10 protein-coding genes and 1 pseudogene are annotated in these 12,657 nt (G+C 50.0%); 8 read left to right on the plus strand and 3 right to left on the minus strand.

Annotated elements, in window-relative coordinates; all coding sequences use genetic code 11:
- Positions 1–1,241, minus strand: a pseudogene (locus MGMO_RS10205) (hypothetical protein); the annotation flags it as partial.
- 338 nt (positions 1,242–1,579) lie between these two features.
- Between MGMO_RS10205 and recA the strand changes: the two are divergent.
- The 4 genes from recA to MGMO_RS10225 are packed head-to-tail and all read left to right on the plus strand — an operon-like array spanning position 1,580 to position 6,958.
- Positions 1,580–2,614 carry a recombinase RecA gene (gene recA / locus MGMO_RS10210; protein WP_023494974.1) on the plus strand — a complete coding sequence of 345 codons (1,035 nt, stop codon included), beginning with the start codon at positions 1,580–1,582 and terminating at the stop codon, positions 2,612–2,614.
- Positions 2,601–3,095: a regulatory protein RecX gene (locus tag MGMO_RS10215; protein ID WP_023494975.1), complete on the plus strand. Its 495-nt coding sequence runs from the start codon at positions 2,601–2,603 to the stop codon at positions 3,093–3,095. The genes recA and MGMO_RS10215 overlap by 14 nt, the downstream gene beginning before the upstream one ends.
- Before the next feature lie 16 nt (positions 3,096–3,111).
- A complete protein-coding gene (gene alaS, locus MGMO_RS10220) occupies positions 3,112–5,721 on the plus strand; it encodes an alanine--tRNA ligase (protein ID WP_023494976.1) in 2,610 nt (869 codons plus the stop codon).
- Between the two features lie 13 nt (positions 5,722–5,734).
- The gene (locus MGMO_RS10225) at positions 5,735–6,958 is read left to right on the plus strand and encodes an aspartate kinase (protein ID WP_023494977.1); all 1,224 of its coding nucleotides are present in this window, start codon (positions 5,735–5,737) and stop codon (positions 6,956–6,958) included.
- A gap of 48 nt (positions 6,959–7,006) precedes the next feature.
- On the opposite strand, the gene MGMO_RS10230 is transcribed toward MGMO_RS10225, so the two are convergent.
- Both MGMO_RS10230 and MGMO_RS10235 read right to left on the minus strand, forming a co-directional pair.
- Positions 7,007–7,219, minus strand: a complete 213-nt coding sequence (locus MGMO_RS10230; RefSeq protein ID WP_051384022.1) for a hypothetical protein — start codon at positions 7,217–7,219, stop codon at positions 7,007–7,009.
- 131 nt (positions 7,220–7,350) lie between these two features.
- Entirely contained in the window at positions 7,351–8,151 is an 801-nt protein-coding gene (locus MGMO_RS10235; RefSeq protein ID WP_036307474.1) for a GlcG/HbpS family heme-binding protein, read from the minus strand.
- 360 nt (positions 8,152–8,511) lie between these two features.
- Between MGMO_RS10235 and MGMO_RS10240 the strand changes: the two genes are divergently transcribed.
- From MGMO_RS10240 to MGMO_RS10255, 4 genes are all read left to right on the plus strand, one after another.
- Positions 8,512–9,375, plus strand: coding sequence for an NADP-dependent methylenetetrahydromethanopterin/methylenetetrahydrofolate dehydrogenase (locus MGMO_RS10240; protein WP_023494980.1), 864 nt, complete (start codon positions 8,512–8,514; stop codon positions 9,373–9,375).
- Between the two features lie 8 nt (positions 9,376–9,383).
- Positions 9,384–10,754, plus strand: a complete 1,371-nt coding sequence (locus MGMO_RS10245; RefSeq protein WP_023494981.1) for a glycerate kinase type-2 family protein — start codon at positions 9,384–9,386, stop codon at positions 10,752–10,754.
- 111 nt (positions 10,755–10,865) lie between these two features.
- A complete protein-coding gene (gene glyA / locus MGMO_RS10250) occupies positions 10,866–12,119 on the plus strand; it encodes a serine hydroxymethyltransferase (RefSeq protein WP_023494982.1) in 1,254 nt (417 codons plus the stop codon).
- A gap of 48 nt (positions 12,120–12,167) precedes the next feature.
- On the plus strand, positions 12,168–12,527 hold the full coding sequence (locus tag MGMO_RS10255; protein ID WP_023494983.1) for a hypothetical protein: 360 nt from the start codon (positions 12,168–12,170) through the stop codon (positions 12,525–12,527).
- Positions 12,528–12,657 lie beyond the last annotated feature (130 nt).

Consider the following 12,657-nt stretch of genomic DNA (forward strand, 5'->3'; position numbering starts at 1 on the left):
ACGCAGGCCATCGCTTTCTTGTTGAGCGCAAGATGGCCGGCGACCATGCCGTTCACGCCTTCCGCCATGGTCTTGTAGGCGCCTTGGAACTTGTCGGCGTCGATCATGGCGTCGATCTCGCCACGGTCATGCTCGGTCGACATGTGTTGCATGTCCGTGATGAAGCCGTTCAAGGTGTCGATAGTGGTATTCAGGTTGCGCCTGATGTTGTTGATGGTGTTGCGTTCTTCACCGAAGCCGGTAATCTTGGGCGGGATGTCGCCTTTGGAAATCTTGTCGATGTAGTCCGCGACCATATTCAGCGGTGCTACCGCTTCGGCCAGGGTTTCGTCGACGCTATGCAACAGTTGGCCGAAAGCCCCGGGATGTTTGGCGGTGTCGACCCGGCTTTCCAGGTCGCCTGCCATCACTGTTGCGGCCAGGATATGGGTGTCGTCGATCAGTTCGGTTAACGAGCGTTTCATTTTGGCCATAGCGTACATGACGCTGTGCGTGTCGCCAGCCTTGACCGGCGTTGTCACGTTAACGTCACCGACACTGATCCGGTCGGCAATATCGTGGATCTGTTCGGGTTCGCCACCAAGATTATCGATAATACCGTTCATAATCAGCCAGCTTATCCAAGCGATAATAAGCAGAAAAGCCAACATTGTGAGTGCAGACACGAGGGTGCTGTCGAAAATGGTAGTCGTGGTGTCGTGTTCAAGCCTTAAAGATTCTTTATTGGCCAGCACCACCACTTCGTCGATGGCTTTTCGATGCTGTTGATATGAGGCTTTCATCGCAACCAGGGCTTGTTCAGCGGTGGCTTTGTCGCCAGCTTGGATGGCAGGGATGAACGTTTGGTTACGGATTTTCAGGAATTCCAAGCCCGGATTATAGGCCTTGTCCAACATGGTGGTGCGTATGGTTTTATCAGTAAGTGATTTTTCCCAGAATTCGTGGCGGCTCCTGAAATCCTCTTCGAGACGTTTGCTGGTTTCTATTAGTGGCGGCAATTCGGCAGCGGGGGTCAGCAACATTTCCAATGCAACTTGCCAGGATTCTAACAGATATTCCGGCGGCGGCAGGATGTCGGCCACCAGATCTTTACCTTGCACAATTTCATGGTAAATCGGGCCATTGACTATAGCTTTGTCTGTCATTAATTTGCTGATCAGTGCAGAAGCGACAAAGCCTACCACCATCACGGCAATCAGCGTTGTCAACTGATATTTGAGTTTCCAGGTTGTCAAATTCATGATTTTCATCCTTACAGTTTAAGAATTGGCTTTTAGGGAAGCCTTGTTTAATCAAGAAGTCTAGTTTAGTTATCTCTATTCCAGAAACATTAGCCTTATTAATTGGGAACTAACTCAAAGTATTTATCAAAAAGCCGTCATTATTTTTGATATTTCCTTTGAAGATAGATGCGATTAAGTTTTTTAGCTTTAATTTTGCTTATCGGCAACTTTTCCGGGGATTTTTTGAATATTGCTTAAGAAGTCAAATCAGCACTACCCGAAGCTATATCTCTATGTGATAATAATCAATTACTAACCGATGTTTCTATGCTTATGCAACTTTAAGGACATTGCTGATGGACGACAATAAAAAGAAAGCATTAGGCGCTGCGCTGATGCAGATCGAAAAGCAGTTTGGCAAGGGGTCTGTCATGCGGATGGGCGACGTGGCGGCATCCCGGGATATTGATGTCGTTTCCACGGGTTCTCTTGGTTTGGATATTGCTTTGGGTTGCGGGGGGCTTCCACGGGGTCGGGTGGTTGAAATCTACGGGCCGGAATCTTCTGGGAAGACGACCCTGACGTTGCAAGTGATTGCGGAAATACAAAAGTTGGGCGGCACGGCGGCTTTCGTTGATGCCGAACACGCACTCGACCCGGGTTATGCCGAGAAAATCGGCGTTAATGTCGATGACTTATTGGTTTCACAACCGGACACAGGCGAGCAAGCATTGGAAATTACCGATATGCTGGTCCGTTCCGGTGCGGTCGATGTGGTGGTAGTCGATTCGGTCGCCGCATTGACCCCAAAAGCCGAAATTGAAGGCGATATGGGCGATTCCCACATGGGCTTACAAGCGCGGCTGATGTCCCAGGCGCTGAGGAAACTCACTGGCAATATTAAACGCTCCAACACATTGGTCATTTTCATCAACCAAATCCGTATGAAAATTGGGGTTATGTTCGGCAACCCTGAAACGACGACCGGCGGTAATGCCTTAAAATTTTATGCGTCTGTACGTTTGGATATACGTCGTATTGGTTCAGTGAAAAAAGGCGAGGAAGTCATCGGTAATGAAACCCGCGTTAAAGTTGTTAAAAACAAGGTTGCACCGCCCTTCCGCCAAGCCGAATTCGAGATCTTGTACGGCGAAGGCATTTCCTTTTTTGGTGAATTAGTCGATTTAGGTGTGCAATACGGCTTTATCCAAAAAGCGGGTTCCTGGTACAGCTACGGCAATGAGAAAATCGGTCAGGGTAAAGACAACGCGAAAGAATATTTGCGGGAACACCCTAAAGTGGCTAAAGAAATTGAAGACAAAATTAGGGCGGAAGCATTCAGCAAGCCGGTGACTTTTATTGAGCCGACAGTGGGTGATGAAGATATCTAATTCAAGCCAACAAGTTCAAACTGAACATCTGCAAGAAATAAAGCAAATCAAGAAAGAATGTTTGCGTTTGCTGACCCGCAGGGATCATAGCCGGAAAGAAATGCAGGATAAACTGGCGGTTAAGGGTTATAACCTGAGCCAAGTTTCGCAAGTTATCGACGAATTGACTCGTCAAAGCTGGCAGGACGATACACGCTATGCAGAAAGCTATGCCAGAATGCGTAGCCATAAGGGCTTTGGCCCTGTCCGAATAGCCTTTGAGCTTCGCCAACAAGGAATAGCTGCCGATGTTGTCGAAAAAATCGTGTATTCGACACCTGATGATTGGGCTGCGCTGTTGGCACAAGTGTATTCCAAAAAATATCCCAGGGCAGGTGCAATAGATAGCGACGAACGCGCCAAGCGTTTCCGTTTCTTATTGCAACGTGGATTCTCCAGCGCCATGATAACCGACTTATTTAACCACACACTAAACCCTTAATGCTTTAGTTAACGATATGAAAAACATGACGAGCGCGGCCCTGCGTTCAGCCTTCTTGGAATTTTTCCGCCAGCACGGACATTCTGTCCAGCCTTCGAGTTCCCTGGTCCCGGGCAACGATCCGACCTTGTTGTTCACCAACGCCGGTATGGTGCAATTTAAGGAACTATTCCTGGGCCGTGAGCAGCGCGATTACGTACGTGCGGCAACCAGCCAACGCTGTGTGCGCGCAGGCGGCAAGCATAACGACCTGGAAAATGTCGGTTATACGGCACGACACCACACCTTTTTTGAGATGCTAGGCAATTTCAGTTTCGGCGATTATTTCAAGAAAGAGGCGATCCATTTCGCCTGGGATTTTTTGACTAAGGAACTCGGCATCCCCGTCGAAAAACTGTGGGTGACGGTCTTTGAAGAAGATGCCGAAGCCGAGCTGATCTGGCTGGACGATATGGGAGTTGATCCCGCGCGACTTTCGAAAATCGGTGCCAAGGATAACTTTTGGGCTATGGGCGATACCGGCCCGTGCGGGCCCTGCTCGGAAATTTTCTACGACCACGGCGAAAATATTCCTGGTGGGCCGCCTGGAACGCCGAATGAGGATGGCGACCGCTATATCGAAATCTGGAACCTGGTTTTCATGCAGTACGATCGCTCTGTCGATGGCACGTTAACGCCGTTACCGAAGCCATCCGTGGATACGGGCATGGGATTGGAACGCATTGCCGCCGTCATGCAAGGCGTACACAGCAATTACGAGATCGACCTGTTCCAAGCCTTGTTGAAAGCCGCCGCCAAACTGGCTCATACCGATAACCTCGACCAAAGCTCCTTAAGGGTTATTGCCGACCATATCCGTTCCTGCGCGTTCCTGGTTGCCGATGGCGTCATGCCATCGAATGAAGGGCGTGGTTATGTATTGCGGCGCATCATTCGTCGGGCTATCCGGCATGGCTATCGTTTAGGCATCCAGGATGTGTTCTTTTATAAGCTGGTTGCACCGTTGGCCGAGGAAATGGGTTCAGCTTATCCTGAATTAAAATCCGCTCAGGCACAAGTCGAACGCGTGTTGAAGAAAGAGGAAGAACGCTTCGCAGAAACCTTGGGTCAGGGCATGAAAATATTGGAAGCCTGTGTCGCCAAAATGGAAGGCACAGTGATTCCTGGCGACACCGTGTTCCAACTTTACGATACCTATGGCTTTCCCGTCGATTTGACCGCTGACTTTGCGCGCGAAAACAATCTGGCCGTTGACCATGCCGGATTTGAAATCGCGATGTCGGCGCAACGAGAACGGGCGCGTTCCGCCAGCAGCTTTGGCGTGGATTACAGTAAAGGCATAATACTGGAAGGGCTGACAGAGTTCACCGGCTACGAACACCTGGACGATCACGCCAATATTGTTGCCTTATACCACGAAGGCCAGGAGGTCGATAAGCTGGTCAATGGACAAGAAGGTTTGCTGGTATTGGACAAGACACCGTTTTATGCCGAATCCGGCGGACAGGTTGGCGATACCGGGCAAATACTCGCCAGCAATGCCATATTTGAAGTGACGGACACCCAAAAGCAAGGCGGCAGTTTTGTGCATAAAGGCAAACTGGTAAGCGGCAGCCTGAGCAAAGATCAAGCCTGCGCCGCCAAAGTCGACCAAGCCAACCGAAAAGCCACGGAACTTAACCATTCGGCAACCCATCTGTTGCATGCGGCGCTTAGGCATACCTTGGGCGATCATGTGGCGCAAAAAGGCTCACTGGTCAATGCCGAACGCTTACGTTTCGACTTCTCGCATTTTGAGCCGGTCACGCCGGAGCAAATCGCCCATATTGAAACGCTGGTCAACGAACAAATCCGCTTGAACAATCCTGTTTCCGCGACTGTCATGCCGAAAGAAGATGCGGTTAAGACAGGGGCTATGGCCTTGTTCGGCGAAAAATACGGCGATGAAGTCAGGGTATTAAAAATCGGTGCATTTTCAACTGAGCTCTGCGGTGGCACGCACGTTGAACGGGCGGGCGACATCGGCTGTTTCAAGATCATCAGCGAAACGGGCATTGCGGCAGGCGTACGGCGTATCGAAGCCGTAACTGGTGAGGGCGCGCTGGAATGGTTAGCCAGTCGGGAAAAAGCCTTTGCCATTATTGCCGGATTGCTGAAAAGTGCACCGGAAAAAGCGCCCGAAAAGCTGGAGCAACTGCTGGACAAGACCCGAAACCTGGAGAAACAACTCGAGAAATTGCAAGCGCAACTCGCCAGTTCCGCAGGCGATGAATTAAGCGGTAAAGCCGTCGATGTCGCTGGCATCAAGGTGCTGGCGGTCAAATTAGACCAAGTTGATCCTAAATCCCTCCGCGATTTGGTCGACCAATTGAAAAACAAACTGGGCAGTTCCGCTATCGTGTTGGCGACTGTCGAAGGCGATAAGGTCAGCTTAGTTGCGGGTGTTTCCAAAGACCAGATTGCGAAGATCAAAGCGGGCGACCTAGTCAACGTTGTTGCCACCAAAGTCGGTGGCAAAGGCGGGGGCAGGCCCGATATGGCGATGGCAGGAGGCAACGACCCGTCCGGTTTGGCAGAAGCGTTGGCGCAAGTTCCTGCATGGATTCAAGCGCAATTGGCACAATAAAGGATTTTGAAGGATGGCACTTTACGTTTATAAATTTGGCGGCACGTCGGTCGGTTCAGTTGAACGCATTAAGTCGGTGGCGGAAAAAGTCAAAGCCGCCTACGATGCAGGTCATCAACTGGTCGTCGTCGTCTCCGCCATGAGCGGCGAAACCAATCGCTTGATTGGCCTGGCAAAAGAAATGCAGCCGCAACCGACCGAACGGGAACTGGATGTCTTGGTTTCCACTGGCGAACAAGTCACTGTGGCCTTGTTGAGCATGGCCTTACATGCTATCGACTGTGCGGCGTGTTCTTACACGGGCGGACAGGTAAAAATCCTGACCGATAGCAGTCATACCAAGGCGCGAATACTGCATATCGAAGACCAGCGTATGCGCAGTGACCTCAATAATGGCAAAGTTGTCGTGGTTGCAGGTTTCCAAGGTATCGATGAAGACGGCAATATCACCACGTTGGGACGGGGCGGCTCAGATACGACCGCCGTTGCATTGGCGGCGGCATTAAAAGCCGACGAATGCCATATCTATACCGATGTGGATGGCGTGTACACCACCGACCCACGCGTCGAACCCAAAGCCCGCAAACTGGATAAAATCACCTTTGAAGAAATGCTGGAAATGGCGAGCCAGGGTTCAAAAGTGTTACAGATACGGTCGGTGGAGTTTGCCGGAAAATACAATGTCCCTTTGCGTGTGCTGTCTTCCTTTACCGAAGGCGCGGGGACGCTTATTACTTACGAGGAATCAGAAGTGGAAAGTGCGTTAATTTCAGGAATTGCGTTTAACAGGGATGAGGCAAAGTTAACTATCAATGGCGTGCCTGACCGACCTGGGATTGCGTCAAAAATCCTAAGCCCGATTGCCGATGCGAATATCGAAGTGGATATGATTATCCAGAATATTGCCGACGATGCGACTACCGATTTCACCTTCACCGTCCACCGCAATGATTACCAACGCGCCAAAGCGGCATTGGAAAAGACCTGCGCCGAACTGGATGCCAAAAAAGTGACCGGCGACGACGGTATTGTTAAGGTGTCTGTTGTCGGTGTTGGTATGCGTTCCCATGCGGGTATCGCTAACACCATGTTTAAAGCCTTGGCTGATGAAGGTATTAACATCAAGATGATTTCAACGTCGGAAATCAAAATCTCGGTGGTTGTGGAGGAAAAGTATCTGGAGCTTGCTGTTAGGACATTGCATTCGATCTTCAAGCTCGACCAGGAAAGCCCTTAAAAAGCCAGATCCAATGGGCTTTGAATGATTTGTTTTGGGTTATTGTGGCTACGGTTTTTGTGCGTCGTCAGGTATAAAATCGGGCGGTGGCTTTATTGCGTTTTGTTGACTGCCTTGACGACCTTGCAGAAGAAGGTTGCGGATACGCTCGCCTTGTTCCTTACGGATGTTGTCCTGCTTGAGGCGTAACTTTTCGGTTTCCAAAGTCCTTGTTTTTTCTTGGTGTGCATGCCACCTATCGATTGTAAGCTGTGCTGTCATTGTACCCAGGAACACACCTAGAGCGATTTGCAAAATGAGTTTCAAGGAGTGTTCTCTCGGTGGGGTTTTAAATTAAACGGTGGCAAAGCAAAAAGCCGCTGAATTGAATCAGCGGCTTGGTTGCTAAAAACTTACTTTTGTGTTGCTGGCAACGTGCTGGCAATGCCCGCTACATCTGCGTTGCAGGCCGGATGCCCCCATCCTTGTTGGCTGATCCCAGGCATTTGTCCGGCTTGAGAAGTGATATCGTATACGATGTTGTCGGGATGGGCAGTATCGCCGCTAAATAAGGCTGCAACGCCAGCGGGAACAAAGTCTAAACCAAGTCCGCTGCGTGTTCGCCAAGCGATATTATGGTCTGCACAAGAAGAATCACCGCTAACACCGATGCCGCCCACTATATTTCCGGCGCTATCATAAAGAGCAAGTCCACCGCCAAATACATTAACCCCGCCAATCTTTTTGCCGACTAAAGGGTCATTATGTTGCCCATAGTTTGACGATGGGCCTTTATATGCTGCCTCGGTATCGACGGGGTTGCTTTCTTGCAGGCCAAATAAGCTGCCGCCCGGTTGAACCGCCGTGTAAAGGTTAGCCGTAGAAAGGGCTAAATGGAGAAGGCTGAACGCATTGGCCGTATTGGCTTTTTGTGCTGAAATAACACGGCTTCCAGGCCATTGGTCTCCCCGTCCATTTCCTGTAAATGCTACTGCACAAACGATGCCGTCCCTATCGACAATGGTTCCCCACATGTCTAGGTCGAAACCGCCATTAGATGCATTTCGTGCTGCAATTAAGGCCCCTTTTAGTGCCGAATGACTAGGCAAGTTCTTGCAGCTAGACGCTGCTGAATTATTTTGATCGGCTAAAGCACTGCTGGCAACAAATGCTAAAGTACTGGTAAACGCTAAATTAATCAGTGTTTTTTTCACAACATTTTCTCCTTTTTCTCGTGATACAGCAGAAATGCCGCTGCCGCTTCGGCTCTTTACCGCCCAATCGGGCATCTAATCAAACTTAAACTATTATATTAGGAAGTCTATACGTAATAATACCTACAAACTTGGGTAATAATCGATTGGTTTCTAACAGCCAAATGCATTTCAAATGCGTGATAATCCGTTTTACACTTGGCTCGTTACTCGATTTTAGGCTTCGTACGCCACCTGCTATTAGATATAATATAAGCCAAGGTTGGTTGTTGAAAGTGCCAGGTTTCTTTATTGCGCTTTCGAAATGCCAGATTAACCGTGGGATTTTTAGACACCACCCATTCATGACAAGGCACGTTAATGAAAAAATTGCTGTTCCAATTTGACACGGACCACTACCCTTCCGTGTTCGATACGGTCGTCGCTTACGATGGCGGGGCTGAACATGTGATAGGTCATGGTGGATTAACGCCCGAAAATGTAAGGCCCCTGGTTGAGGGCGCAATCTTTACTCGTGCCCCCAAAGACAAGAAGAATACCGCAATTTTTGTGGGCGGTAGCAGTCTATGGAAAACTCAAGCCTTGTTTGAAGCAGTACAGCAACGGTTTTTTGCGGGATTTCGAGTTTCCCTCATGTTTGACAGTAATGGTTGCAATACCACAGCAGCAGCAGTCGTTGCCAAAATGGCTGCTAACCGAAGCTTGGCTGGAAAAAAGGCGGTCATTTTAGCGGGGACTGGTCCGGTTGGTCAGCGAGCGGCAGTGATGTTGGCAAAAGAAGGGGCCGATGTCTTTATCACTACCCGAAGCCTAGTGGATGCTAAAAGTATTGCTGATGCCATACATAAACGGTTTAATGTATGTGTGAAACCCGTTGAAGCCATTGATGCTGATGCTCGTGCGAATGCGATTGCCGATGCCAATATCGTGCTTGCAACGGGAGCAGCAGGGATTGAGCTGCTTTCCGAAGAGCAATGGCGAGGCAACCCCAATATTGAATTAATTGCCGACGCGAACGCCACGCCGCCGCTAGGGATAGGCGGCACAGATATGATGGATAAGGGCTTGGAACGGCACGGCAAGATCATCTGGGGGGCAATCGGTTTTGGGGCATTCAAGCTGGCTTTACACCGCGCCTGTATCGCCAAGTTGTTTGAAGACAACAAACAGGTTTTGGATGCCGAAAATATCTTCGCTTTAGCCAAGGAAATGGCAAAGACCTAGTTTGGTGAATGCTTCCACCTAATTTATCTATCCCTGACCTGAGAAAGTCCGCCTCCAACATTTTTCAGGCGGGCGTTGCTGCTGCCGACCCTTATCAGGCTGTAAAGGGTTGCTTGCTCGCTGAAAACGATAAGCTTCAAATTTTACGCGATGATACGGGCGATAAACGAACAGGAAGTTGGACAAAAATTCACCTGATTGCCTTTGGCAAGGCGGCTTGTCCGATGATTAGGGCAGCTATCGACATAATACCTGCCCATTATTTATCGGGGCAGGCGATTGCTGTCACCAATTATGACAATGTAAAACCTGTTCGTGGCGTTAACGTCATTGGCGCTGGGCATCCTTTGCCGGATGAAGCGGGTTTTAATGCAGCCAAGCTATGCGCCAAAATAGCCCAAGATGCCAAAGCAGGTGAGTTGGTTTTGGTTTTGGTCTTGGTCAGCGGCGGCGGCTCTGCCTTGATTCCTTATCCGGTTGATCCGGTGAGTTTGCAGGAAAAAATCCGCACGACCGATTTATTACTGGCTTCCGGGGCAACCATTAACCAGGTCAATTGCATCCGCAAACACCTGTCACAACTAAAAGGCGGTGGGTTGGCAAGGATGGTTGCACCCGCCGACTGCCATGCCCTGATTTTATCCGATGTCATCGGCGATGATTTGTCGGCTATCGCCAGTGGGCCAACCGTCCCCGATGAGACGACGTTTGATGATGCGATTGGCCTATTAAAATTTAAAAACATCTGGCATAAGGTACCGGAAAGTGTCCGCCATTATCTGGAATGCGGGCAGCAAGGCGAAGCCAGGGAAACCGCAAAACCCGACGATGCCTGTTTTGCCCAAACGAGCCATACCTTAATCGGCAGCAATACCATTAGCGTGAAAGCCATAATGAAAACTGCACAAGAGCAAGGTTTTGACGCGTTTCTTTACAACGCCAACCTGTGCGGGGAAGCACGGGATGAGGCCGAAAAGCTCGTGCAATTTGCCCTTACCCACATCAACACGGCAGGAAACCGACCGATTGCACTATTAGCAGGGGGCGAAACCACCGTTACCCTCAAAGGCAATGGCCGTGGTGGACGTAACCAAGAAATGGCGTTCGCATTTGCCATTCGTGCCGAACAGGCCAAATTGCCTGGGAACTGGGTATTCCTAAGCGGCGGTACGGATGGCCGCGATGGCCCAACAGATGCTGCCGGAGGAATGGTGGATTCGGGTACAATACAACGCATGCAAGCCGCAGGAATCAACCCAGCCGAATTATTGGCGAATAACGATTCCTACAGGGCTTTGAAGGCATCGCACGATTTACTCATGACTGGCGCGACGGGTACGAATGTGGCCGATTTACAGGTGTTGCTAATACAGCCGTGATGAACGGCTACGTATGATTCCGTTCGCCCTGAGCCTGTCGGACCATGAGAAGAATCAAATGGTTCTTTAAAGATGAATTTAGAAATATCGATTTTTTATTAGGAGAAACAAATGTTTAACAAATCCATGACCATCGCCGGATTCGATGATGAACTGTTCCAGGCAATCCAAGAAGAAAAGCAACGCCAGGAAGACCACATCGAACTGATTGCGTCGGAAAACTATTCCAGCCCTAGGGTTCAGGAAGCGCAAGGCACCTGTTTAACCAACAAATACGCCGAAGGTTATCCCGGCAAGCGTTATTACGGCGGTTGCGAGTATGTCGATAAGGCCGAACAACTGGCGATCGACCGCGCTAAAGCCTTGTTCGGCGCGGATTACGCCAACGTCCAGCCGCATTCCGGTTCGCAGGCGAACATGGCGGTTTTCATGGCGTTGATCCAGCCGGGCGATACCATTTTGGGCTTAAGCTTGGCGCACGGTGGCCATTTAACCCACGGCGCCAAACCGAATTTCTCCGGCAAGATTTACAATGCGGTGCAGTACGGGCTTGATCCGAACACCGGCTATATCGACTACGACCAGGTTGAAGCCTTGGCACTGGAACATAAGCCTAAAGTCTTGGTCGCTGGGTTTTCCGCTTACTCCAGGATTTGGGACTGGGAACGGTTCCGCGAAATTGCCGATAAGGTCGGCGCTTACCTATTTGTCGACATGGCGCATGTCGCCGGCTTAGTTGCGGCGGGCGTCTATCCCAATCCGGTGCCTATCGCCGATGTCGTCACCACGACAACGCACAAATCCCTGCGCGGCCCGCGCGGTGGCTTGATTTTGTGCAAGAGCAACCCGGAACTGGAAAAGAAATTCGATTCCAATATCTTCCCCGGCATTCAGGGTGGGCCGTTAATGCACGTTATCGCCGCTAAAGCGGTTTCTTTTAAAGAAGCCATGCAGCCGGAATTCAAAGTTTATCAGGAACAAGTCATCCTTAACGCCAAGGCGATGGCGAAAGTGTTTGTCGACCGCGGATTTGACGTGGTTTCCGGCGGCACCGACAACCACCTGATGCTGGTTTCGTTGATCCCCAAAGGCATCACCGGAAAGGCCGCCGACGCCGCTTTAGGCAAGGCGCACATCACCGTCAATAAAAACGCCGTCCCTAACGACCCGCAATCGCCGTTCGTCACCAGCGGCATCCGCGTCGGCACGCCTGCACCAACAACACGCGGCTTCAAGGAAGCCGAAGTCATCGACGTCGCCCACTGGATGTGCGACGTGATGGAAAACATGGAAGACGAAAAAGTGATTGCGGCGGTCAGGGAGAAAGTGACTGCGCTGTGTAAGCGGTTTCCGGTTTATGGTTGATTGCTGCATAAAGCCTCACATTATTAATTATAACAAGAGCAAATCGCCATGAGTAGCTGCTGCCACGACCCCACTGAACCCGATAAATTAGACCCGCGCGAATTAACAAGGGCGCAAATGCGCTACGATGAATTAGTACGCGATTTATTCACCGATGATCCGGAAAAAGTGTTGTTAAAACTGGTCAACAGCAGTTCCGTTTACTTGAGGGAATTAGCCGCATTAAGGGCCGATTATCCTTCTGTACGCCTTCGCGCCATCCAACTGCTGGATAAAAAAAGCGAAGCGGTGCTTAATCAAATCATCGATAAAGAACCGGATTCCGAATTCGGTCAAGCCGCTAAACACCAGATTGACCATCTGGATGACGATAGCGGGCTGTTAGGAAGATTATTTCATTCATCATGACCCTATTTCATAGGTTTGGTTATTAACGCGCTCGCTTGGTTTGATGGATAGTTTTGCTTTAGCTCGGATGTTGTTGAGTTGAATGTAAACAGGTCCAATAGAAATAGCTAGGCTAATAACCCAGACTTCT

This window comes from Methyloglobulus morosus KoM1 (assembly GCF_000496735.2).
GTDB classification, from domain to species: domain Bacteria; phylum Pseudomonadota; class Gammaproteobacteria; order Methylococcales; family Methylomonadaceae; genus Methyloglobulus; species Methyloglobulus morosus.

Bases quoted from the DNA above. Each gene is read 5' to 3' on its own strand.
- recA (WP_023494974.1), top strand. From the start codon at position 1,580: ATGGACGACAATAAAAAGAAAGCATTAGGCGCTGCGCTGATGCAGATC.
- MGMO_RS10215 (WP_023494975.1), top strand. From the start codon at position 2,601: ATGAAGATATCTAATTCAAGCCAACAAGTTCAAACTGAACATCTGCAA.
- alaS (WP_023494976.1), top strand. From the start codon at position 3,112: ATGAAAAACATGACGAGCGCGGCCCTGCGTTCAGCCTTCTTGGAATTT.
- MGMO_RS10225 (WP_023494977.1), top strand. From the start codon at position 5,735: ATGGCACTTTACGTTTATAAATTTGGCGGCACGTCGGTCGGTTCAGTT.
- MGMO_RS10230 (WP_051384022.1), bottom strand. From the start codon at position 7,219: ATGACAGCACAGCTTACAATCGATAGGTGGCATGCACACCAAGAAAAA.
- MGMO_RS10240 (WP_023494980.1), top strand. From the start codon at position 8,512: ATGAAAAAATTGCTGTTCCAATTTGACACGGACCACTACCCTTCCGTG.
- MGMO_RS10245 (WP_023494981.1), top strand. From the start codon at position 9,384: ATGCTTCCACCTAATTTATCTATCCCTGACCTGAGAAAGTCCGCCTCC.
- glyA (WP_023494982.1), top strand. From the start codon at position 10,866: ATGTTTAACAAATCCATGACCATCGCCGGATTCGATGATGAACTGTTC.
- MGMO_RS10255 (WP_023494983.1), top strand. From the start codon at position 12,168: ATGAGTAGCTGCTGCCACGACCCCACTGAACCCGATAAATTAGACCCG.